This is a genomic window from Amycolatopsis umgeniensis, from assembly GCF_014205155.1.
Lineage (GTDB): Bacteria > Actinomycetota > Actinomycetes > Mycobacteriales > Pseudonocardiaceae > Amycolatopsis > Amycolatopsis umgeniensis.
Map to the genome: position 1 here is coordinate 7,567,296 of NZ_JACHMX010000001.1, position 21,666 is coordinate 7,588,961.

25 protein-coding genes are annotated in these 21,666 nt (G+C 70.0%); 10 read left to right on the forward strand and 15 right to left on the reverse strand.

The genetic code is table 11. The annotated features are described in order from the left end of the window. Positions 1 to 59: 59 nt before the first annotated feature. The 9 genes from HDA45_RS35300 to HDA45_RS35340 all read right to left on the reverse strand — a co-directional run bounded on the left by HDA45_RS35300 (position 60) and on the right by HDA45_RS35340 (position 5,149). The gene (locus HDA45_RS35300; protein WP_184902793.1) at positions 60 to 1,139 is read right to left on the reverse strand and encodes an ATP-dependent DNA ligase; all 1,080 of its coding nucleotides are present in this window, start codon (positions 1,137 to 1,139) and stop codon (positions 60 to 62) included. A gap of 28 nt (positions 1,140 to 1,167) precedes the next feature. After that, the gene (locus tag HDA45_RS35305; RefSeq protein ID WP_184902795.1) at positions 1,168 to 1,755 is read right to left on the reverse strand and encodes an alkaline shock response membrane anchor protein AmaP; all 588 of its coding nucleotides are present in this window, start codon (positions 1,753 to 1,755) and stop codon (positions 1,168 to 1,170) included. Next, the gene (locus HDA45_RS35310) at positions 1,752 to 2,288 is read right to left on the reverse strand and encodes a DUF6286 domain-containing protein (RefSeq protein ID WP_184902797.1); all 537 of its coding nucleotides are present in this window, start codon (positions 2,286 to 2,288) and stop codon (positions 1,752 to 1,754) included. The genes HDA45_RS35305 and HDA45_RS35310 overlap by 4 nt, the downstream gene beginning before the upstream one ends. A 14-nt stretch (positions 2,289 to 2,302) precedes the next feature. Continuing rightward, positions 2,303 to 2,668 carry an Asp23/Gls24 family envelope stress response protein gene (locus HDA45_RS35315; protein WP_184902799.1) on the reverse strand — a complete coding sequence of 122 codons (366 nt, stop codon included), beginning with the start codon at positions 2,666 to 2,668 and terminating at the stop codon, positions 2,303 to 2,305. Then, entirely contained in the window at positions 2,665 to 2,841 is a 177-nt protein-coding gene (locus HDA45_RS35320; RefSeq protein WP_005157087.1) for a hypothetical protein, read from the reverse strand. The genes HDA45_RS35315 and HDA45_RS35320 overlap by 4 nt, the downstream gene beginning before the upstream one ends. Further along, positions 2,841 to 3,290: an Asp23/Gls24 family envelope stress response protein gene (locus HDA45_RS35325; protein ID WP_037343835.1), complete on the reverse strand. Its 450-nt coding sequence runs from the start codon at positions 3,288 to 3,290 to the stop codon at positions 2,841 to 2,843. The genes HDA45_RS35320 and HDA45_RS35325 overlap by 1 nt, the downstream gene beginning before the upstream one ends. 133 nt (positions 3,291 to 3,423) lie before the next feature. Beyond that, the gene (locus HDA45_RS35330; RefSeq protein ID WP_184902801.1) at positions 3,424 to 3,849 is read right to left on the reverse strand and encodes a hypothetical protein; all 426 of its coding nucleotides are present in this window, start codon (positions 3,847 to 3,849) and stop codon (positions 3,424 to 3,426) included. Beyond that, positions 3,849 to 4,406, reverse strand: coding sequence for a sigma-70 family RNA polymerase sigma factor (locus HDA45_RS35335; protein WP_184902803.1), 558 nt, complete (start codon positions 4,404 to 4,406; stop codon positions 3,849 to 3,851). Before HDA45_RS35335 ends, HDA45_RS35330 begins: the two co-directional genes overlap by 1 nt. Further along, entirely contained in the window at positions 4,403 to 5,149 is a 747-nt protein-coding gene (locus HDA45_RS35340) for a pyrimidine reductase family protein (RefSeq protein ID WP_184902804.1), read from the reverse strand. The genes HDA45_RS35335 and HDA45_RS35340 overlap by 4 nt, the downstream gene beginning before the upstream one ends. A gap of 98 nt (positions 5,150 to 5,247) precedes the next feature. Between HDA45_RS35340 and zapE the strand changes: the two genes are divergently transcribed. Then, positions 5,248 to 6,282, forward strand: a complete 1,035-nt coding sequence (gene zapE, locus HDA45_RS35345; protein ID WP_184902806.1) for a cell division protein ZapE — start codon at positions 5,248 to 5,250, stop codon at positions 6,280 to 6,282. Here zapE and HDA45_RS35350 read toward each other — a convergent pair. From HDA45_RS35350 to rocD, 3 genes are all read right to left on the reverse strand, one after another. Further along, positions 6,236 to 6,844: a phosphatase PAP2 family protein gene (locus tag HDA45_RS35350; protein ID WP_184902808.1), complete on the reverse strand. Its 609-nt coding sequence runs from the start codon at positions 6,842 to 6,844 to the stop codon at positions 6,236 to 6,238. The two genes, zapE and HDA45_RS35350, sit on opposite strands and share 47 nt — an antisense overlap. 119 nt (positions 6,845 to 6,963) lie before the next feature. Beyond that, complete coding sequence (locus tag HDA45_RS35355; protein ID WP_184902811.1) at positions 6,964 to 8,325, reverse strand: DUF2252 domain-containing protein; 1,362 nt, start codon at positions 8,323 to 8,325, stop codon at positions 6,964 to 6,966. A gap of 31 nt (positions 8,326 to 8,356) precedes the next feature. After that, complete coding sequence (gene rocD, locus HDA45_RS35360) at positions 8,357 to 9,559, reverse strand: ornithine--oxo-acid transaminase (protein ID WP_184902813.1); 1,203 nt, start codon at positions 9,557 to 9,559, stop codon at positions 8,357 to 8,359. A 156-nt stretch (positions 9,560 to 9,715) separates the two neighbouring features. Between rocD and HDA45_RS35365 the strand changes: the two genes are divergently transcribed. Genes HDA45_RS35365 through HDA45_RS35375 form a run of 3 tightly spaced genes read left to right on the forward strand, consistent with a single transcriptional unit; the run spans position 9,716 to position 13,646 of the window. Further along, positions 9,716 to 10,570, forward strand: coding sequence for a PPK2 family polyphosphate kinase (locus HDA45_RS35365; RefSeq protein ID WP_184902815.1), 855 nt, complete (start codon positions 9,716 to 9,718; stop codon positions 10,568 to 10,570). Between the two features lie 20 nt (positions 10,571 to 10,590). Further along, positions 10,591 to 12,699 (forward strand): prolyl oligopeptidase family serine peptidase, encoded by a 2,109-nt coding sequence (locus HDA45_RS35370; protein ID WP_184902817.1) that lies wholly within the window; start codon positions 10,591 to 10,593, stop codon positions 12,697 to 12,699. Beyond that, positions 12,696 to 13,646, forward strand: a complete 951-nt coding sequence (locus tag HDA45_RS35375) for an LLM class F420-dependent oxidoreductase (RefSeq protein WP_184902819.1) — start codon at positions 12,696 to 12,698, stop codon at positions 13,644 to 13,646. The genes HDA45_RS35370 and HDA45_RS35375 overlap by 4 nt, the downstream gene beginning before the upstream one ends. 102 nt (positions 13,647 to 13,748) lie before the next feature. Here the strand turns inward: HDA45_RS35375 and HDA45_RS35380 are convergent, their stop codons facing one another. Then, on the reverse strand, positions 13,749 to 14,825 hold the full coding sequence (locus HDA45_RS35380; protein WP_184902821.1) for an NAD(P)/FAD-dependent oxidoreductase: 1,077 nt from the start codon (positions 14,823 to 14,825) through the stop codon (positions 13,749 to 13,751). A gap of 87 nt (positions 14,826 to 14,912) precedes the next feature. On the opposite strand from HDA45_RS35380, the gene HDA45_RS35385 reads away from it, so the two are divergent. After that, positions 14,913 to 15,338 carry a MarR family winged helix-turn-helix transcriptional regulator gene (locus tag HDA45_RS35385; protein ID WP_184902823.1) on the forward strand — a complete coding sequence of 142 codons (426 nt, stop codon included), beginning with the start codon at positions 14,913 to 14,915 and terminating at the stop codon, positions 15,336 to 15,338. 2 nt (positions 15,339 to 15,340) lie between these two features. Here the strand turns inward: HDA45_RS35385 and crcB (HDA45_RS35390) are convergent, their stop codons facing one another. Together crcB (HDA45_RS35390) and crcB (HDA45_RS35395) are read right to left on the reverse strand one after the other, a co-directional pair. Then, a complete protein-coding gene (gene crcB, locus HDA45_RS35390; protein ID WP_184902825.1) occupies positions 15,341 to 15,715 on the reverse strand; it encodes a fluoride efflux transporter CrcB in 375 nt (124 codons plus the stop codon). After that, positions 15,712 to 16,122, reverse strand: coding sequence for a fluoride efflux transporter CrcB (crcB, locus tag HDA45_RS35395; RefSeq protein ID WP_184902827.1), 411 nt, complete (start codon positions 16,120 to 16,122; stop codon positions 15,712 to 15,714). The genes crcB (HDA45_RS35390) and crcB (HDA45_RS35395) overlap by 4 nt, the downstream gene beginning before the upstream one ends. 172 nt (positions 16,123 to 16,294) lie before the next feature. On the opposite strand from crcB (HDA45_RS35395), the gene HDA45_RS42910 reads away from it, so the two are divergent. From HDA45_RS42910 to merB, 5 genes are all read left to right on the forward strand, one after another. Then, a complete protein-coding gene (locus HDA45_RS42910) occupies positions 16,295 to 16,426 on the forward strand; it encodes a hypothetical protein (RefSeq protein ID WP_005157133.1) in 132 nt (43 codons plus the stop codon). Then, positions 16,427 to 17,608 (forward strand): JmjC domain-containing protein, encoded by a 1,182-nt coding sequence (locus HDA45_RS35400; protein ID WP_184902829.1) that lies wholly within the window; start codon positions 16,427 to 16,429, stop codon positions 17,606 to 17,608. 85 nt (positions 17,609 to 17,693) lie between these two features. Next, complete coding sequence (locus tag HDA45_RS35405; protein WP_184902831.1) at positions 17,694 to 18,656, forward strand: ferredoxin family protein; 963 nt, start codon at positions 17,694 to 17,696, stop codon at positions 18,654 to 18,656. A gap of 69 nt (positions 18,657 to 18,725) precedes the next feature. Then, a complete protein-coding gene (locus HDA45_RS35410; protein ID WP_184902833.1) occupies positions 18,726 to 20,633 on the forward strand; it encodes an intein-containing Rv2578c family radical SAM protein in 1,908 nt (635 codons plus the stop codon). Positions 20,634 to 21,082: 449 nt separating this feature from the next. After that, positions 21,083 to 21,664, forward strand: coding sequence for an organomercurial lyase (merB, locus tag HDA45_RS35415; RefSeq protein ID WP_184902835.1), 582 nt, complete (start codon positions 21,083 to 21,085; stop codon positions 21,662 to 21,664). The last annotated feature ends 2 nt before the right edge of the window (positions 21,665 to 21,666 follow it).

Consider the following 21,666-nt stretch of genomic DNA (forward strand, 5'->3'; position numbering starts at 1 on the left):
ACTTCCAGGGCATGACAAAAGCTCGTGGTGAGCTTCGCAGGTCTCGTGTCAGACCCCGGTTAGCGGGTGCGTTTCACCTCGCCGCGGAACACCGCGTCCAGGTCGTAGCGGGCGACCTCGTCGAGCTGGGCATAGGTGCAGGAGTCCGGTTCACGGTCGGGGCGCCAGCGCTTGAACTGCGCGGTGTGGCGGAATCGCGACGGATACCCGCCTTCCGTGTGCTCGTAGCCGACCTCCACCACCTTTTCCAGCTTCAGCGGCACCCACGGCGCTTCCTTGGACTTCCACCGGGTGATCCCGCCGGGGATCCGCTGCTTCTCCCGCACGTTGTCGCCCAGCCAGGGGTGATCGGCCCCGTCGGTGATCAGCGGCGCCAGCTCCTCGGCCAGTTCACGCCGCCGGGTGACCGGGAACGATCCGACGACGCCGGGGTGGTGCAGCACGCCGTCCTCGTCGTAGAGCCCGAGCAGGAACGAGCCGACCATCTCGCCCGCTTCGCCGTCGACGTGCCAGCGCAGCCCCGCGAGCACGCAGTCGGCGGTGCGCGAGTGCTTGTACTTCAGCAGCACACGTTTGCCGGGGGTGTACGGCTCGTCGAGCGGTTTGCCGATGACCCCGTCGAGCCCCGCGCCCTCGAACAGCTCGAACCAGTGCCGCGCGATCGCCGGATCCGAGGTGGCCGGGGTCAGGTGGATACCGTCCGAGGCCAGCTTCTCCAGCCGTTCCCGCCGCCTCGACGTCGGTTCGTCCAGATAGGACTCGTCGCCGAGCGCCAGCAGATCGAACGCGACGAACTCCGCCGGGGTCTGGTCCGCGAGCAGCTGGATCCGGCTCTCGGCGGGGTGGATCCGGTCGGTGAGCGCATCGAAGTCCAGCTTCCCGTCCCGGCCGACCACCAACTCGCCGTCGAGCACGATCCGCTCGGGCAGCGCCGCCTTCAGCCGCTCGACGACCTCGGGGAAGTACCGGTTGAGCGGCTTCTCCGACCGCGACTGCAAGGTCAGCTCGTCGCCGTCGCGGAACACCAGGCAGCGGAAGCCGTCCCATTTCGGCTCGAACAACAGACCACCGGAATCGGGGATCGCCTTCGCCGGTTTGGCGAGCATCGGTTTGACCGGCGGAGTCAACGGAAGCGACATGACGGCCATTCTTGCCACAACGACGCGCTCAGCGCACCCGTTGCGGTGCTCCCGTGTCGAGTTCGAGCCGGACCGCGGTGGGCAGCACGGTGACCCCGAGCGACTCCCGCGCGCGGGCCAGCACGGTGAGGTCGAGCTGCTCCCAGACCCGTTTGAGGTCGGTGCCCTCGCTCAGCCAGAGCGTGATCCGCAGCGCCGGATTGTCGCTGTCGCCGACCGCGCGGACCCGGGCGCGCCCGACACCGTCGATCGTCTCGGCGTCGAGGCGGACGGCCTCGGAAATGGCCGAAGCGGTCACCACGAGGTCGTCGTCGAGTTCGAGGTCCGGACGGCCTTCCGGGCGCAGCGACCGGAAGAACCACCACAGCCCCAGCCACAGCAGGAGGACGCCGAGCACGATCGCGCCGATCCGGGCGGCGAGCGCGTTCTGCGAGAGCCAGTCGAGCGCGATCGGGTCCACGAGCGGGCGGTTGGCGCGGTACGTGCCGAGCCAGCCCGCGCCGACCACGATCACCGCGGCCCCGCCGAGCAGGGCGAGCAGTCCGATGAGGACGGTCAGGGTGCGTTCGGTGCCGGTGGACCGGCCGAGCGCCTTGGCGGAGACCGAACGGGTCATCGGCGGTCCTTCGGGGAGTCGACGACGACGGACACCTTCGGCCGCCGCACCAGGGGGACGTCGTCGAGCAGGCCGGAGACCGTCTCCAGCAGCCGCGGCCGCAGCTCGCCTTCGGTTTCCAGCCTGCTCGTCGCGCGGACGCGGATCTTCTTGGCGGTGGCGGTGACCTTCGCGCCCGCGACGTTCTCCTGCGCGCGCACGGTCAGCCCCACCAGCCTCGCCAGCGAACGCGGCGACGTGGTCACGCTGACCTCGTTCGCCGGATCGGTCAACCGGATGGCACGCCGTCCCGCCGAGGCCGCCGCCAGGATCAGCAGCAGGCCCACGACCGCGACGGCGATCGCGAGGTACCGGGCCTCCGGCGCGCTCCAGGAGTGCTCCGCGAGCCTGTCGCGCCAGTCGTCCCACGGGACGAAGAGCGGCCCCCGCCCCGGCCGCCACCAGCCCCAGCCGACCTCCAAGGCCAGCAGGACCCCGGCGGCGGCCAGCGCCAGCCCGATCAGGGCGGACAGCAGGCGGACGAACAAACGCATGCCAGTTGCTCCTTCTAGCGGACGCGGGGCGCGATGTCGGGCAGGAGCGCGGAAACCGTCACCGAGATGTCCCGGACCTGGTACGAGGTGATCCGTTCGACCTCCTCGGTGACGTGGGCGCGCAGATCGCCGACGATCCGCCGCACCGGTGCCGGATAGTTCAGTGCCACGTCGAGCACGAGGTCGACGTCGTTGCCCTCACCGCCGACCTTCGCGCTCGCGCCGTGTGTCCCCAGCCCGAGTCCGGCGATCCGCCGCTCGGCGCGCGTGGTCCCGTCGACCTGGTCCGCGGCGTGCTGCGCGATCTTGCGGACCACGGCGGGCGCGATGGTGAGGGTGCCGCGATCAGCGGAGTCCCCGGGGTCGGGCAGGACGGTCATTTGTCGCGGCCCCGGCCGAACAGGTCGCCGAGGTCGAGTTCGCCGTCGAGCACCCGGCCGAGGACGAGGCCGATGACGCCGACGGCCAGCGTCACCAGGAACGCGGTGAAGCCCTGTGTCGCGGCGAGGCCGAGGATGAGGCCGGCGAGCAGGCCGGTCTGGGTCCCGTTCATCACTCGACCCGCGAGGTCTCGGTCTCGCCGCCGTTCTCGTCGGGCAGGTGGATGTCGTTGACCGCGATGTTGACCTCGATCACCTCGAGGCCGGTGATCTGCTCGACCTGGCCGATCACGTTGCGGCGTACCGCGCGGGCGACGTCGACGATGCGCGCGCCGTACTCGACGACCACGTCGAGGTCGATCGCGGCCTGCTTCTCGCCGACCTCGACCGAGACACCGGACGTGGTGACCGTGCCGGAACCGGGGATGCGCTCGCGGATCGCGCCGAAGGCCCGCGAGACCCCGCCGCCCAGCGCGTGGATCCCGGTCACCTCACGGGTGGCCAGGCCGGCCACCTTCTGCACCACCACCGACGAGATCGTGGTCTTGCCGGCGGCTCCTTCCTCGTTGAGCGACGACCCCGCGACCGGGGTGTCGGGCTTGCTCGCGCTCGGCTGCGCCATGAAGTTCGCTCCTTCTCGCACCGGTGCCGCGCGGCCTGCGCGCGCGGCGGTCCTAACGCTCTCACCGACCAGGACACGCGCGCATGCCGAGCCGTCACGCCGTGTCCCCCGGATGGGGTAATCAGTTCCGGGGTCAGTCGGGATGGACGTCCACGACGTGCACGTTGATCGCGGGCGGCGACGAGCCGAGCTGGCCGGTCAGCGCCGCGGTCACGCGATGGCGCAACAGTTCCGCGGCCGACGCCTCGACCCCGAACCGGACCGTCACCAGCACCTGGAGCACGTCGTCCTCGAGCGCGACGGCCGAGACATGGACCCCGCCGAGGTCGCGGCCGATCTCGGCGGCGACCTTCCTGGTCATCAGCACCAGCGCCCGTTCCGACACCTGGGTCTTCCCGCCCGCCGAGGGCAGATCGAGCGGCGCCGTGGTGTGCCTGCCGCGTACGCCGCCGACCGAGCGGAGCACCCGTTCGACGAGACCGGGCGGCGTCGGCACCGGACGGCTCGCGGCGGCGCGCACCTGCTGCCACCGGGGGTCGTCGCGCGGATCCTCGCTCATCACCGTTCCCCGGGTCGGAAGTTGTCGCCGAGCTTCGCCAGCAGAGCCACCCTCGCGCGGTGCAGGCGGGCGCGCAAGGCGGGCACGCCGACCTCGAGGACCTCGGCGATCTCCTCGTAGGTCAACCCTTCGAATTCTCGCAGAATCAGCGGGATCCGCTGGCCGACGTCGAGTTCGGCGATCGCGCGCAGCACCGTGCCGACCTGTTCGGCGCTCACCACATGGCCTTCCGGACCAGGTACGACGCCCGCGTCGCCCTCGTCGAGCGGCACGGTCGGTTTCCGTCGCCGGACCTGGCCGAGCGCGCCGTTCGTCGTCACCCGGTAGAGCCAGGTGGACACCGCGGATTCGTACCGGAAGCCGGGCAGCGCGCGCCACGCGGAAAGCCAGGCTTCCTGGACGACGTCCTCGGCCTCCGACGTGCTGCCGGTGATCCGCAGCGCCACGCGGTACATCCTGGCCGTATGCCGCCGGACCAAGGTGTCGAAGGCACCGTGGTCCCCGGCGGCGGCCCGGGCCGCCAGTTCCTCGTCCGGAACCGGCGAGGGCTCGCTCACCCGCCCTCCCGGCGGCGATAGCGAAGCATGGTGAAGCCGTCTTCGAAGAGCACGGACGCGAGGTCCAGCCGCCGCGGCTCCGGGGCGGGGCGGCCGTCGGCGATCCGGCGCTCGCCCGCGCCCGCCAGCAGGGGCGCGACGGTCAGGCACAACTGGTCGACGAGGTCGGCCGCGATCAGGTCGCCGAACAGCATCGGCCCGCCCTCGCAGTCGACGCGGCGCAACCCGCGCTCGCCGAGCAGTTCCAGCGCTCGGTGGAGGTCGACGTCGTCGGTCCCGGCGACGAGCACCTCGGCACCCGCGCGCTCCAACGCGGCTCGCGGCGCCTTCTCGGTGGTGATGACGATCGGCGGGACCTTGGTGTCGGTGAACAACGGGCCCGCGGGGTCGAGTTCACCGGAACGGGTCACCACCGCGATCGGCGGGACCTCGGACAGCCCGAGCGAGACCCGGCGGGCCGCGCGTTCGGGAGTGATCCGCGCGCCGCGGTATCCCTCGGCGCGAGCCGTGCCGGCGCCGACCAGGATCACGTCGGAAAGCAGCCGTCCCATCAGGAAGATCCGCTTGTCGGCGGGATGCGAGAGCCCTTCGGACAGCTCGTCGACCGCCGCCGCGCCGTCGGCGGAGCTGACGAAGTTGACCTGGACCCAGGGACGGGTCAGGCCCTCGGGATACCCGTAGAGCCGCTCCAGGTCGGCGTCGGAGACGGCATCCGCCGGTGTCGTTGGCCACAAAAGCTGCACACGACCATCCCAGCACGCGCCCGACGGCACCGCTGAGCGGGGGATACGCCCGGTCAGGGAGGGTGAACGGCCACCACCGGTGCCGTTACTCTCGGCGAATGCCCGCCCGCCTGATCGATCGCCGTCCGGAGCTGTCCGCCGACGAGCTGATCACCGCGCTCGTCCCGCCGCCGCGGTTCGACGCGGTCCGGTTCTCCACCTACGTGCCCAACCCGGACGAGCCGAGCCAGGCCGAGGCCGTCGTCGATTGTGGCGCGTTCGCGAAGCGCGTGGCGGAGGCCGCGAACCGGAAGCCGAAGTCGAAACTGCGCGCGCTGTTCGGCGGCGGGGACGACGCGCCCACCGGACCGATGGGGCTCTACCTGGACGGCGGCTTCGGCGTCGGCAAGACCCACCTGCTCGCGTCGACCTGGCACGAAACGCCGTCCCCCAAGGCGTACGGCACTTTCGTGGAGCTGACCCACCTCGTCGGCGCCCTCGGTTTCGCCGAAGCGGTGCGACGGCTTTCCGAACACCGGTTCCTGGCGATCGACGAATTCGAACTCGACGACCCCGGCGACACGATGCTCGTCACCCGGCTGCTGCAGGAGCTGATCTCGGCCGGGGTCTACGTCGCGGCGACGTCCAACACGCTGCCGGACAAGCTCGGCGAAGGCCGATTCGCCGCCGCGGACTTCCTGCGCGAGATCCAGTCGCTGTCCGCCCGGTTCGGCGTCTGCCGCGTCGACGGCCCGGACTACCGTCACCGCGGCCTGCCGGACGCGCCGCCGCCCGCGAGCCCGGAGGAACTGGACGCCTCCGCCGCCGCGCATCCCGAGTCCACCGTGGACGACTTCGACGCGTTGTGCTCGCACCTCGGCGAGCTGCATCCTTCGCGCTACGGCAGGCTTCTCGACGGCGTGACCCGCGTGCACCTGCGCGACATCCACCCGGTGCCGGACCAGAACGTCGGACTGCGGATGGTCGCTTTCGCCGACCGGCTCTACGACCGCGCGATCCCGCTCGTGGTCTCGGGTGAGCCGGTGCCGCTGCTGTTCACCGAGGAGATGGTGAACGGTGGCTACCGCAAGAAGTACCTGCGTGCCGTCAGCCGTCTGACGGCGCTGGCGCGCGACGCCGTGCAGCCCAGGTGAGCAGCGCCCACGTCGCGCACACGACCGCGACGGCGAACAGGGTGCCGCCCACGACGTCGGTCAGGTAGTGATAGCCGAGGCCGATCATGCCGATCGTGACACTGCCGAGCACCACCGCGCCCACGACCGCGATGACGGCCGTCGCGACCCCGGGGCGGGCGAGCAGGACGAGTACGGTCAGCACCGCGACCAGCGCGACGGTGTGCCCGCTGGGGTACGCGAGGTAGGTGTTCTTCCAGCGGTCGAAAAGCGGTTTGAGCACCCAGGTGTTGGCGAGGATCGCGATGAGCGGGCCGACGACGATCAGCACCGCTTCGAGCCTGCGCCGTCCTGACAGGCACAGGGCGACGGCGATGGCCGCGACCGGGATCAGGACGTAGGCCTCGGTCGGCAGTACGAGAAGCCGGAGAAGGTCGGTGTCGGGACCGAAGGCGCGCTCGACCCACTTGACGGCGATTTCGTCAGGGCCGGCGAGGCCTTCGCCCGAGACCAGTACCCCGAGCACGACCATGATCACCGCGCAGGTCACCGCGATCAGGCCGTACGGCGCTCTTCCGCTCATCCGGGCGACCTTACGTGACGGCCCGCGGGGGCTGAAGGGCGCTTTCCCCGCATCAGACGGGGGGAAAGCGCCCTTCACCGCGTGAGATGCGGGGAAGGGCCCCTTCAGCCCCCGTCGGTTCAGAGGGCGGCAAAGGTCTTGTAGTCCTCTTCGGTCTGGTCCGCGTATCGCACCGCGTAGGCCCCGATGGCCTCGTCGAGGTCTTCGTCGTCCTCGAAGTACCCCGCCAGCAGTCGCGGATGCAGCGACCGCGCATGCGCCCGTGCCAGCAGCGCGCCCGCGAGGCGGCCGTAGTCGTCGAGGTGGTCCTTCTTGAGCTCCGCCGGGTCGATGTCGCCCTTGAGGTTCCGGAACTGCCGCACGATGTACGGCACGCCGTCGATGGTCGTCCAGCCGAGCAGGATGTCCGTCTCGGCCTGCACGAGGCGAGCGCCTTCGACGATCCGGCGGCCTTCGTGGTCAGGGGCGGGCAGCCCGAGGTAGGGCGCCAACGCCGAAGGGTTGGCCTGTTTCACCTGCAGCACAAGGTCTTCGCCGGAGTTGCCGTGCAGCAGCGCGACATAGCTGCGCAGCCCGACACTGCCGGTGCCGACCACCCGGAAGGCCACATCGGACACCCGGTACCGCGAGATCAGCGTCCGCCGCGATTCGCGGATGGTGTCCACATAGGACACGAGACCGCTGACGACGGCTTCCGCTGTCGCGTCGTCGACGTGCGTGAGCACCGGCGGGTCTTCGACGAAGCGGTGCCGTTCGAGGCCGGTCTCGTGGTCGTCGATCCGCCTCGTCCACTTCGCGGTGACCTTGGCGCTGGTGTTCTTCCGCGCTTTCTCGGCGGCTTCCTCGAAGTCGTCGATCAGGTCGTGCGCGCGGACCTTGCTCAGCACCGACGCGTCCGGCAGCGCGTTCCACGACCGCAGGAACGGCAGTTCCGCCAGCCCCCGGATGGTGCGCCGGTACGACTTCACCGCGTCTTCGGCGGCCTCACGGCAGCCCGATTCGCCGATGCCGCCCTCGCGTCCGGCCAGCACGAGACTCGCCGCGAGCCGTTTGAGGTCCCACTCCCACGGCCCCGGCACGGATTCGTCGAAGTCGTTGATGTCCATCACGATCTGGCCCTCGGGCGTGCCGTACAGCCCGAAGTTCGCCGCGTGCGCGTCCCCGCAGAGCTGCGCCGTCAGCCCGGACGCCGGCGAGCCCGCCAGATCTGCGGCCATCAGCCCGGCCGAGCCGCGGTAGAAGGTGAACGGCGACGCGAGCATGCGCTCGCGCCGCAGTTCCACCAGTTCCGGCAGGCGGCCTTCGTTGGTCTTGGCGAAGAACTCCGCCACGCCGGGCCTGTCCTTGCCCGCCGCCGCGTGATCGTGCGCGGACGAAGGCGCCTTCTCCCGCAGCGCCTCGCCTCTCGCGAACCAGTCCTCCGGCGTCACCGTTTCGGTGCCGACCAGCGGCCGCTCCACCCACTCCCGCTCGTCTCCCATGGACAGCCAACGTACCGGCCGCCCGAAAGGTTCACCGGGTCTTGACGACCTCCGTGATCGCGTCGATACCGCGATCGAGTTCCTCGCGGGTGATCACCAGCGGCGGCGCGATCCGCAGCGTGTGGTCGTGCGTCTCCTTGCACAGCACGCCGCGTTCGGCCAGCGCGGTGGACGCCTCCCGGCCGGTCGGCCCGCCGGGCGCGATGTCGATCCCCGCCCAGAGTCCGCGGCCGCGGACCTCGGCGAGCCCGTTCCCGACCAGCTCGCCGAGCCTGCCGTGCAGGTGGGCGCCCAATTCGCGGGAGCGTTCCTGGAACTCGCCGGTCTTCAGCAGCCCGACCACGGCGCGGCCGATCGCGCAGGCGACCGGGTTCCCGCCGAAGGTGGAGCCGTGTTCACCCGGCCGCAGCACGCCGAGCACGTTCTTGCCGCCGACCACGGCCGAGACCGGCATGATCCCGCCGCCGAGCGCCTTGCCCAGGGTGTAGACGTCGGCGCGGACGCCTTCGTGGTCGAGCGCGAGGACGGTGCCGGTGCGCGCGAGGCCGGACTGGATCTCGTCGGCGATCAGCAGGACGTTGTGCTCGTCGCACAGCCGCCGAGCCTCGGCGAAGTAGCCGGTGGGCGGCACGATGACGCCCGCCTCGCCCTGGACCGGCTCCAGCAGGATCGCGGCGGTGCGCTCGGTGATGGCGTCGCGCAGCGCGTCGGCGTCGCCGTACTTGACGGTGACGAAGCCCGGCGTGAACGGGCCGAAGTCGGCGCGCGCGGTCTCGTCGGTGGAGAAGGACACGATGGTCGTCGTGCGGCCGTGGAAGTTCGAGCCCGCGACGATGATCTCCGCGGTCCCGTCGGGGACGCCCTTGACCTGGTACGCCCACTTCCGGGCGATCTTCACCGCGGATTCGACGGCCTCGGCGCCGGAGTTCATCGGCAGCGTCATCTCGGTACCGGTCAGCTCGGCGAGCTCCCGGCAGAACAGTCCGAGCTGGTCGTGGTGGAAGGCGCGCGAGGTCAGCGTCACCCGGCCGAACTGTTCGACCGCGGCGGCGATGAGCCCGGGGTGGCGGTGCCCGAAGTTCAGCGCGGAGTAGCCGGAGAGGAAGTCGAGGTAGGTCTTGCCCTCGACGTCGGTGACCGAAGCGCCCTCGGCGGTGGCGATCACCACGGGCAGGGGGTGGTAGTTGTGCGTGCTCCACTGCTCGTCGAGCGCGATGAAGTCGGCGGTCGTCATGCGTTCAGGTTAGATGCCCATCCCGTGGACTTCATCCGGGAAACGTTGCTTTGACCCGTTGTTCGTTGCGTATCGACTCCATCGAGTGGCGAAATCATGCAGCCGAGTACTTGATCACCGGAGGCGCTCGACCCGGACCGCGGTTATCGTCGCCGGATGGCGAAAAAGGACACCGTCTCCGTCCGGGACGCGCTGAGGATCGGCAAGGGAACCGAACGGCACGACCCGGGCACGTTCCCGATCGGGCCGCGCAAGAAGCCCAAGGGGCTCAAAGACCTCGCCGATTCCGGCGGAAAGCTCGCCGAACTGCAGGAGGCCCTGTACGCGGAGGGCGTCGGCGGCGGAAAACGCAGTGTCCTGCTGGTCTTGCAGGGGATGGACACCTCCGGCAAGGGCGGCACGGTGGGGCACGTCCTCGGCCTGGTCAATCCGATGGGCGTGCGGTACGCCGGGTTCAAGAAGCCGACCGCCGCCGAGGCGCGCCACCACTATCTGTGGCGCATCCGCAAACAGCTCCCCGTGCCGGGGCAGGTCGGCGTCTTCGACCGCTCCCACTACGAGGACATCCTGGTCCCGCGCGTGCAGAAACTGGTGCCCGCCGCGGAATGGCGCAAGCGCTACGCCGAGATCAACGAGTTCGAGAAGGAACTCACCGAGGCCGGGACGACGATCGTGAAGGTCTTCCTCGACATCTCGCCGGAGGCGCAGCTGAAGCGGCTCAAGGCGCGGCTGGAGACCCCGGCGAAGTGGTGGAAGTACAACCCCGCCGACCTCGACGCGCGTGCCCAATGGAACGACTACCAGAAGGCCTACGCCGACATCTTCGCCAAGACCTCCACGGCGAACGCGCCTTGGTACGCCGTTCCCGCCGATCACAAGTGGTACCGCAACTACCTGGTCGCGCGGCTGCTGATCGAGACGATCGAGGAGATGGACCCGAAGTTCCCCCAGGCCGACTTCGACCCCGAGACGGAGCTGAAGAAGCTGGAAGGCGTTGGCGTCCCCGCTTGATCGTCTGAGAGAGTTCGGACGTGACCAGTCTCGAAGATCTCCCGTTCCTCCGTCGTCAGGCCCGCACGCAGCGCTTCACCCTCGGCGCGCCGAAAGAGTTCAAGGTCGCCCCGGACGGTTCCCGCATCCTGTTCCTGCGGTCCGAGTCCGGCACCGACCCGCGGCACAGCCTGTGGTCGTTCGACGTCGTGTCCGGCGAAGAGACGAAGCTGGTCGACGCGGCCGAACTGCTGCCCGGTGAAGAGGACCTCCCGCCGGAGGAGCGTGCCCGCCGCGAGCGCAGCCGGGAGACCGGCGGTGGCGTGGTCGGCTACGCGGTCGACGACGCCTTCACCGTCGCCGCGTTCTCGCTCTCGGGCAAGCTCCACACCCTCGATCTGGCCACCGGCGCGGTGTCCGTGCTGGTCGATGGGTCGGTCGTCGACCCGCGGCCCAGTCCGGACGGCGCCAAGGTCGCCTACGTCCGCGACCGGCGGTTGCGGGTGATCGACCGGGCCACCGGCGAGGACAGCGTGGTCGTCGAGGAAGACGGCGAGGACGTCACCTGGGGGCTCGCGGAGTTCATCGCGGCCGAGGAAATGGACCGCACCAGGGGTTACTGGTGGTCCCCGGACGGGCGGAGCCTGCTGGCCGAGCGGTCCGACAAGGCGGGCGTGCCGCGCTGGACGATCGCCGATCCGGCCAACCCGCAGTCGCCCGCCAACGTCGTCGCGTACCCGGCGGCGGGGTCGAAGAACGTCGACGTGACGCTGGCGATCATCGGCCTCGACGGCACGCGCGTCGAGGTCGCGAAGACGGACTGGGAGTACCTGGCCGCGGTGCACTGGTCGGCGGCTGGCAAGCCGCTGCTGTCCGTGCAGTCGCGTGACCAGCGGAAACTGGAGATCCAGGCGGTCGATCCGGCGACCGGCGCGGTCGAGGTCCTGCACACCGAGACGGACGAGCGCTGGGTCGAGATCGCCGCGGGTGTCCCGGCGTGGACCGCCGACGGCCGTCTGGTGCGCGAGAGCGCCGCCGACGGCGATCACCGGCTGGTCGTCGACGGGGTCTCGATCACCCCGCCGGGGCTGCAGGTGCGCTCGATCCTGCACGTCGGCGACGAGGTGCTGTTCAGCGCGTCGGAAGCCGATCCGACCCAGATCCACGTCTTCCGCACCGAAGGCGGCGAGCTGCGGCGTCTGTCCACTGAGGACGGTGTGCACGTCGGCTCCGGAAACGCTGCGCTGACCGTGCTCTCGTCGTGGAGCCTGGACCGCAGCGGCCCGGTGGTGACCGTCGTCTCCGGCGAGAAGACCGTGGCGCGCATCGGTTCCTACACCGTCGATCCCGACGTCGTGCCGAACCTGACCTGGCTGACGCTGGGGGAGCGGGGCCTGCGCGCCGCGCTGGTGCTGCCGACAGGGTATGAGGAGAGCGAAGGCAAGCTGCCGGTGCTGCTCGACCCGTACGGCGGCCCGCACGCCCAGCGTGTCCTGCAGACCCGCAACGCCTTCCTGACCCCCCAGTGGCTGGCGGACCAGGGCTTCGCGGTGCTGGTGGCCGACGGGCGCGGGACACCCGGCCGGGGTTCCGCCTGGGAAAAGGAGATCGCGGGCAAACTCGCCGACGTCACCCTCGCCGACCAGGTCGACGCCCTGCACGCGGCGGCCGCGCTGCGTCCGGAGCTGGATCTGGAGCGGGTCGCGATCCGCGGCTGGTCCTACGGCGGCTACCTGTCCGCGCTGGCCGTGCTGCGCCGCCCCGACGTCTTCCACGCCGGAATCGCGGGCGCCCCGGTGACCGACTGGTCCTTGTACGACACGCACTACACCGAGCGTTACCTGGGGCTTCCGCAGGAGGAAACGGCTTCGTACGAGCACAACTCGCTGATCGCCGGCGCCGGTGACCTGTCGCGGTCGCTGCTGATCGTGCACGGACTGGCCGACGACAACGTTTTCGTCGCCCACTCGTTGCGCCTGTCGTCGGCACTGCTGGCCAAGGGACGCGCGCACGTGTTCCTGCCGCTGGCCGGCGCGACGCATATGACGCCGCAAGCCGAAGAGGTGGCGGAGAACCTGATGCGCACGCAGGTGGACTGGATCGTGCGCGAGCTGACCGGTGACGCGGTGAAGAGCGAGGAGAACGCATGAAACGGTGGGGCATCACGATTCCGCTGACCGGGGTGCCGCTCGCGGCGCACAAGGAGATGGTCGAGCAGTTGCCCGACCTCGGGTACACCGACGCGTGGTCGGCCGAGACGGCGGGCAACGACGCCTTCACCCCGCTGGTGCTGGCTTCGCAGTGGGCGCCGCAGCTGCGGCTGGGCACCGCGATCGTGCCGGTGTACACCCGCGGACCCGGTCTGCTGGCGATGAGCGCGGCGACCGTCGCGGAACTGGCGCCCGGCCGGTTCGTCCTCGGCATCGGGGCGTCGTCGCCGGTGATCGTGAAGAACTGGAACGCCGCCGAGTTCGAGGCGCCGTTCGCGCGGTCCCGGGACACCCTGCGGTTCCTGCGGTCGGCGCTGGCGGGGGAGAAGGTCACCGAGGAGTACGAGACCTTCTCCGTCAGCAAGTTCCGTCTGGAGCGACCCGCCGACCCGCCGCCGTCGATCATGCTGGCCGCGCTGCGGCCGGGGATGCTGCGGCTGGCGGCGAAGGAAGCCGACGGCGCCATCACCAACTGGCTCGCCGCCTCCGACGTGCCGAAGGTGCGGGCCGAAATCGGTCCGGACGCCGAACTCGCCGCGAGGATCTTCGTCTGCCCCACCGAGGACAAGGCCGCCGCGCGCGGACTCGGCCGGATGCTCATCTCGAGTTACCTGACCGTGCCGGTGTACGCGGCCTTCCACGACTGGCTCGGCCGCGGCGAGGCGCTCGCGCCGATGCACGAGGCGTGGGCCGCGGGCGACCGGCAGAAGGCGAACCAGGTGATCCCGGACGAGGTCGTCGACGACCTGATCGTCCACGGCAGCCTCGATTCCTGCCGCGAGCAGGTTCAGTCCTATGTGGACAACGGGCTGACGACGCCGATCATCGCGCTGCTGCCGACGGGTGAGGATCCGTTCGCGCACGTCCGGGGTCTGGCTCCGCGGTAAAGCCGTGACCGGTCCAATGACGCGGAACTGTGTGGATTTCGGGACGTCAGATGTCCCAAAATCCACACAGTCAGGCTTCGCCACCCAACGATCACGAGCCGCTCACGCTCCCCGGAACATCTCCTCGTACCTGGAGACCATCATGTGCGACCCCTTGATCTCCGCGGTCGTCGCCGCGTCCAGGATCCCCACCTCTTCGGCGTAGGTCGCACCCCCGGCGGGCCCCAGCGGGAGCGAGATCATCGGCCCGCCGGGCGTGTGGGTCCGCAGTTCGCCGCCCTCGGCCAGCGCCCGGATGTTGGCGACGACGACCTCCGCGTGGTCACCGGCCACCTTCGCCAGCTTCCCCTCCGGCAGCGCGGTGATGTCGCCGAGCGCGAACACCCGCGACTGCCCGGGAAGCCGCAGGTCGGCGGTCACCTCGACCTGACCGTTCGCCCGCCGGGCGGCGGCCAGTTCGCCGTCGAGGTACGCCGTGTGCGGCGCGCCCCCGTAGCACTGGAACCACAGGTCGGCGGTCACTTCGCCGCCGCCGGTGAGACTCGAGGTGAACGTCTTCGCCTGCCCCGGTTTCGAGACGGGCGGTTCGCTCAGCGAGGTGCCGAGCAGGAGTTCGACGCCCAGTTCGTCGAGCTGACGACGGATCTCCGCGCGGAACTCGTCCGGGAAGCCCGGCAGGATCCCCTCTGCCGGGTCGACGATCGTCACGGCCTTCTCCGGCCAAGCCGCCTTGATCTCACCGGCGAGTTCGAGGCCCACCGGGCCCGCGCCGAGCAGCAGCACCCTCTCCGCGCCCGCGAGTTCTTCCCGGGTGGCATGGATCTTCGCCTTGGCCGAAGCGCTGTCCCGAAAATCGATCTTCGCCGGGAACGGGTACGCCACGCCGGTCGCCAGGACGACGTAGTCCGGCGTGAGCCGTTCGCCGGACGCGAGCGTGACACCGTTCTGGTCCACGCTCGTCGCACGGTCGCGGAGCACCCGTCCCCGCTCGAGAAGTCCGGCGTACGGATAGAAGAGCCGATCCGTCCACTCGGGATCGACGAGCCCGCGCAGCGCGGCGACGTGGTGGACGAAGTCCTCGCGTGGCTCGACGAGGACGACGTCGGTGGACGAGTCCAGGTCCTTGGCGACGGTGATACCGCCGTATCCCCCGCCGATGACGGCCACGGTCGTGGTCATGAGTCCCCCTAGTTCGTAGTACGTAATGTTGGTACTGCGAACTACAGTAGTTCGTACTCCGAACCATCGTCAAGTAGACTCGTGCGCATGACCACGGCCGAAGACCTCGGATTCGCGACGGCGCTGGTGCGGCTGTCGCATCTGGTGCAGCGGGCTTTCATCGACGTCGGCCGCTCCCACGACCTCACGCCCCAGCAGGCGCAGCTGCTCTGCGTGCTGGCGCAGGGGGAGACGGGCGTCGGGATGACCGAGCTCGGCAAGCTGCTGAACCTGGAGAAGTCCAGTGTCACCGGCCTGGTGGACAGGGTGCAGCGGCGCGCTCTCGTCGAGCGGGTCGCGGACTCCTGCGATCGCCGCGCGCTGAAGATCACGCTGACCGAGGAGGGGCTCCGGCTCGCGAACGCCGCTCACGAAGGCGTCGTCGAGAAGCTGGAGGAGATGGCGGCCGGTCTTCCGGCCGAACAGCGTGAGGCGGTCGCGATGGCCGCGTGGCGGATGCTGCCCGAAGACTGACGTCAGTGCCAGACGGCGGCGGCGAGCAGGAGTCCCGCCGCCGCGGCGCCGATCCCGGCGGCCATCGTGACACCGACGTTCAGCACGGCGCGCGGCCGTGTTTCGTCGGTGAACAGGCGCAGCGTTTCGTACCCGAAGGTCGAGAACGTCGTGAGCCCGCCGCAGAACCCGACGGCCAGCAGTGAGCGGATCCCGTCCGGCTGACCACCGTGCAGCGCCCAGCCGGTGAGGACCCCGAGGATCGCCGAGCCCACGATGTTGACCGCCAACGTGCCCCACGGGAAGGCGGGACCCCGCCACGCCCGCATCCGCAGGTCGGTCAGGAAACGCAGGATCGCGCCGGCGCCGCCGCCGAGCGCGACGAAGAAAACGGTCATTTCAGCATCGCGCGGGTGATTTCGTGGCCGGCGTAGACCGCTACCAGCGCGGCGGCCACCGTGCCGAAGGCGTACGCCAACCCGGTGAACGGATGCCCGGTCGTCACAAGATCGAGTGAGTCCGTCGCGTAGGTCGAAAACGTGGTGTAGCCGCCCAAAATCCCGACCCCGAGGAACGGTCGCAGCAGCCGGTGCGGATCGGCAGCCGCGGTCAGCGCCGCCATCAGGACGCCGATCAGCAGACAGCCGGAAACGTTGGTGGCGAAGGTCGAAAGCGCGAATTCGCCGCGGGAGTGGGGGACTGCGACCGACAGCCCGTAGCGGGCGAGGCTGCCCAGCGCGCCACCCGTGCCGACGGCCGCGAGCACGTCCCATCGCGGTCGCGGGACGAATGCCGGTTCAGCCATGGATACGAGCTTAGAACCGCTGTCCGGGTGAACTCGCGCCACGGTGTCGAAGATCGCTCCGGAGGTCGTTTTTCCCTGCTGGGCGGTGAATTTTCCGCAAACGTGTCGTAGGCTTGGCGACGCTCCAGGCCGATTTTCGGTCCGTCCGCTCGTCTGAGAAAAAGGTGGCAGGATGGCACAGGAACAGTCAGGTACGCAGGCTCCCGACAGCGGTTTGCTGCTGGAGGTCGAAAAGATCCCGACCGCGGTGGACCGCGGGAAGGCCAACGGCGCGGCCGCCGACAACGACGGCAACGACGGCTGAGTGCCCGAAACGCCGACGCTGGCTGACCTCGTGGCTCCGCTCGGGGTCAGCCAGTTCTTCCAAGACGTCCAGGGCGAGACCTACCGCCGTTTCGAAGGCCGCGCGGGCCGGTTCGCCGACCTGTTGCCGTGGCCGGCGCTGAACGCGATCCTCCGGCAGCATCGCCTGGAGTTCCCGCGGCTGCGGCTGGCGCTCGATGGGACTCCGGTGCCCATGGAGAGCTACACCGATCTCGTCCCCACCCGCCGCAGTGGCACCGTCCCCCGTCTGCAGGCCGCCCCGTTCACGGAGCACCTCCGCGACGGCGCGACGATGGTGCTCGACGCCATCCAGGAACTCAGCGACCCGATCGGCGATCTCGCCAGGAGCCTCGAACACGACCTCCGCGAGAGCGTCCAGGTCAATCTGTACGCGGGCTGGGGCGTGACGCACGGCTTCGACGTGCACTGGGACGACCACGACGCGTTCATCATCCAGGTCGCCGGCCGCAAACGCTGGCGGATGCACGGTCCGACCAGGCCCGCTCCGCTGCACCGCGACGTCGAGCAGCCCGAGCGCCCCGGTGAGCCCATCGACGACTTCATCCTCGAAGACGGCGACGTCCTCTATGTCCCGCGCGGGCATTGGCACGACGTCACCGCGGTGGGGGAGATGTCGCTGCACCTCACGCTCGGTTTCAGCCCGGCGACCGGGATCGACCTGGTGTCGTGGCTCGCCGACAAGCTGCGGGCGAGCACCGTGTTCCGCCAGGACCTCCCGAGGTTCGGGACGGATGAGGAGCGCGCGGCCCGCGCCGACGCCCTGCGTGCGGAGCTGGAAGCCACGCTGACCACCGACGTCGTCGGCCGGTTCCTCGCCGAGCGCGACTCGGCGGCTCCGGCGCACCCGCGGGTCGGGCTGCCGTGGGCGGCGACCCCCGGCCTGCTCCCGGACGGCGACGAGACCGAGGTCCGGTTCCTCGTCCCGAGGGCGGTGCTCGAGGAAGGCGACGGCAGGGTGACCCTGCTCGCGGACGGGAAACGGTTCGTCTTCGCGGACGCCGCGGCCCCGCTGCTGAAGGCGTTGCTCGACGGCAGCCCGCAGGCGGTCAAGCGACTCGCCGAGCTGTCCGAACTCGATCGGGGGACCGTTCGCGCCTTCCTTGGCGAGCTCACCACGCAGGGGCTTCTCTCCATCGGCTGAACGTCACAGGAGACGAGAAGTGTGAAGGAGGCTAGGACAGGGTAAGCTAAGGCATGCCTAAGGTAAGGTCCGGAGAGGTCAGCCGATGACCGCTCAGCTCTCGGACACCCCATCGCCGGACAGCTCGGCGCCGCCCGCCGCGTTGCCGGGCTGCGCCACGGTCGCGCGCATGCTGGGCGCGAGCCCCGCCGGCACCGCGGCCGACATGCGCTGCTGGCTGCTCATCGAGCAGCCGGGCCCCTGGCCCGCGGACGCGCTGGAAAACGTCCTCGACGAGGCCTTCCCCGCCGAACGCCGTGAGCTGCTCGAGAATCTGAGACGATCCCGCGGGCTCCGTCCCCTGCTGATCCGCCGTCCCGGCAAGCACCAGCGAGACCCGGATCGCCCCCGCGCCGTGTACGTCGGCGGGGGCGAACCGGGCAACCGCTGGATGGAACGCCTGGAGATCCGCGACACGAGCGAGCTGGCCGCGCTGGATCTCGAAGCGGTCGCGAACGGCGTCGGCGGACTCGGCACGCGAGTGGACGGGCCGCTGTTCCTGGTCTGCACGCACGGCACCAAGGACATGTGCTGCGCGGTGCTCGGCCGCCCGCTGGCCTCGGCGCTCAACGCGAACCATCCCGGCCGGTCCTGGGAGGTCAGCCATGTCGGCGGCGACCGCTGGGCGGGCAACCTCCTCGTGGTCCCCGACGGATTCCTGCACGGTCAGCTCAATCCGGCCGAGGCGGCGCTGGTCGCCAAGGCCGCGCTGCGCGGGCAGGTCGAACCGGAGCAACTCCGCGGCCGCACCTCCGCCAGGACGGCGTGGGCGCAGTTCGCGGAGATCGCGCTCCGGCGTCAGCTGGATCTGTCCGGATTGGACGACGTGCTCGCCGTCCAGGAGGAGCCGCTGCTCGAATCCGACGCGCGGGTGGTCACCGTGCGCGGCGGCGAGGACTACTACTCCGTGACCGTGCGCCGCCGGTCGGCGACGCCGCGCGGGGACAGCCGGTGCGCGGGCCTCATCCAGCCCGCCGGGTACGTCACGGACAACATCACCAAGCTCTGACCTCGCGAAGATCACCCGCGCTCGAACACCTGTTTGACACCTGTCTAGAACATGTGTTCGACTGGCCGAGTGCGATGGGATGGACAGCGGGCGGACGGCGGCGAGCCGGTGCTGCCCGGATTGGACGGGCTGCGGCGTTCGGTGCGCGCGCCCGAGTTCGGCGGCGTCACCTTTCACGAGGTGCACGCCAAATCCGTGCTGAACAAGGTGCCGGAGGGCTCCGGTGTGCCGTTCGGCTGGACGGTGAACCCGTACCGCGGCTGCTCGCACGCGTGCACGTACTGCCTCGAAGGCGGGACGCCGGTCCTGATGGCCGACGGCCGGACGAAACCGTTGGCGGACCTGGTTCCCGGCGACACGATCTACGGGACGCGCGGGCGCGGCGCCGGACGGCGCCTGGTGCCGACGGAGGTGCTCGCGCACTGGTCGACGCTCAAACCGGCGTACCGCCTGACCCTCGACGACGGAACGTCCATCGTGGCCAGTGGCGACCACCGGTTCCTCACCGGGCGCGGGTGGAAGCACGTCACGGGCTCCCGCTTCGGCGCGGCGCAGCGGCCGCATCTGGTCGGGGGCACCGAACTCGTCGGGGTCGGGAAGCTGACCCGAACCCCGGACGACACCATCGGCTACCGCGCCGGGTTCCTGTGCGGAATGCTGCGGTCCGGGGGATTCTCGGCCGAACAGGCCGCGGCGGACAGGGCGCTCAAGTACTTGCCGGACTTCGGCGCGTCGGTCGGCTTCGTGCAGGTGCCGTCGTCGCCGGATTCCCACTGGCAGCGGGGTTTCCTGGCCGGGCTGTTCGATCTCGCCGGTAGTTACCGGCACGGCGCGCTGCGCGTCACCCACGACGAACAGGACATCGTCTCCACCTTCTGTGCCGCGCTCGACAACTTCGGTTTCCGTTACGTGAAGACCGAAAACGCCAAATTCCGTCCGTTGTGGACGGTGCAGCTGCTCGGTGGGCCTTCGGAGGAGATGCGTTTCTTCCATCTCGCCGATCCCGCCGTCGGCTGGAAAAGGTCGCTCGACGGTCTCGCCATCGGACGCACCAGGCGGAAGGTGGCGTCCGTCGAGGCGCTCGGCATCGAGCTGCCGCTGTTCGACATCACCACCGGCACCGGCGACTTCATCGCCGACGGCATGGTCACGCACAACTGCTTCGCGCGGAACACCCACACGTACCTGGATTTCGACGCCGGACGTGACTTCGACACGCAGGTGATCGTCAAGGTCAACGCGCCCGAAGTGCTGGCCGCGCAACTGCGCCGGCCGAGCTGGACGCGCGAGCACGTCGCGATGGGCACGAACACCGATCCCTATCAGCGCGCCGAAGGCCGGTACGAGCTGATGCCGCGCATCATCACCGCGCTGGCGGATTCGGGGACGCCACTGTCCATCCTGACCAAGGGGACCGTGCTGGCCAGGGACCTGCCGCTGCTGGAATCGGTGTCGAAGGACGTGCCCGCCGGGCTGGCGATCTCGCTCGCGCTGCTCGACGAGGATCTGCAACGCCGTCTCGAACCGGGGACGCCGACCCCGAGGGCGAGGCTCGACCTGATCCGCAAGGCGCGGGACGCGGGCCTCCCGTGTTCGGTGCTGGTCGCCCCGGTGCTGCCGTACCTGACCGACACGGCGGAGGCGCTCGACGCCTTGTTCGCGCGGCTGGCCGAGGCGGGCGCCACACGCGTCACCGTCCTCCCGTTGCATCTGCGGCCGGGCGCGCGGGAATGGTTCGCGCGCTGGCTCGGCCGGGAACATCCGGAACTGGTGCCGAAATACCGCGAGCTGTACTCGCGCGGCGCCTATCTCCCGAAGTCCTATCGGGAGCGGTTGGGAACCCGCGTCGGCCCGTTGCTGCGGCGTCACGGCTTCGGTTCCCGTGCGGACGACGGGGACCGGATGCAGGTGACGATGCCCGTGCAGCGCGCCGCCGAGCCGGTCTTGCCGCCCGCGGAACAGCTCAAGCTGCTGTGAGGCTTGGGTGCCGGTTCGCGGTCAGGGCGAGGGCGTGACTCGCGTGATCAGGGTCCGCACTCGCGTGATCAGAGACGGGACTCACGTGACTGGAGGCCGCACTCGTGTGTGCGGTCTCTGATCACGTGAGATCCGTGCCCAATCACACGAGTCCCGTCTCTGATCACGCGAGTGCGGTGCCGAGCCACTCCGGCCTGGCTCAAGACTCGTGAGTGGAAAGTGACGTTCTCACGCGATTTGCCACTCACGAACGAGACCTCACGCCTCACTTTTGCCTCATCCGGTCGAAAGATCGACTCTTTTCGCGCAACACCGGAAAACGTCTTCCCGGTATGCGGCCCTTAATGTGAATCTTCTTACCCCGCAACGGATACGGCCGTTCGGCTTAGTCACTTGGCGGAAATCCTTTTCGTGCTTAATCTCGAAGGGACGAAGGCGAGGAGGTGCCTGTGACCACCCGAACGGATCGCACCGCCGCTGTCCGCATCGCCTGGGCCGCGACCAAGCTGACCAGAGCGGGCAGACACCCCATCGCCATCGGAAGACTCGCCGCCACCGTCGGCATGGATCCCGCCGAGGCCCACCGCCTGATGGACTTGATGGGCTACGTCATCCGCGACGGCCTGGTGGTGATGGACCGCGGCTCCCGGCCCGGCCCCGCCGACCGGACGGGCTCCGACCGCTACCGGGTGGACCTGTTCCTGCTGGCCGTCGCCACCGGCGAACCCGTGCACGCGGATTCGGTCTGCCCGGCGACAGGGGCACGCGTCCGCGTCCACTTCACCCGCGAAAGGGTGCTGAGCGTCGACCCGCCGCACGCCGTCGTCGCCGCGTCGCGCCTGTCCGATATCGACCTCACCCACGGCCAGGACTACGTCGAGGCGCTGGTCTGCACCCAGTTCTTCGCTTCGAAGGAGGCGGCCGCGGGCTGGCTGCTGGAGAACATCGACGGCCGGGTCCTGTCCGTGCCCGACTATCTGGCGCACACCCGGCGGATGGCCGCGGCGCTGGAGGCCTGGCCGACGATCTGAGA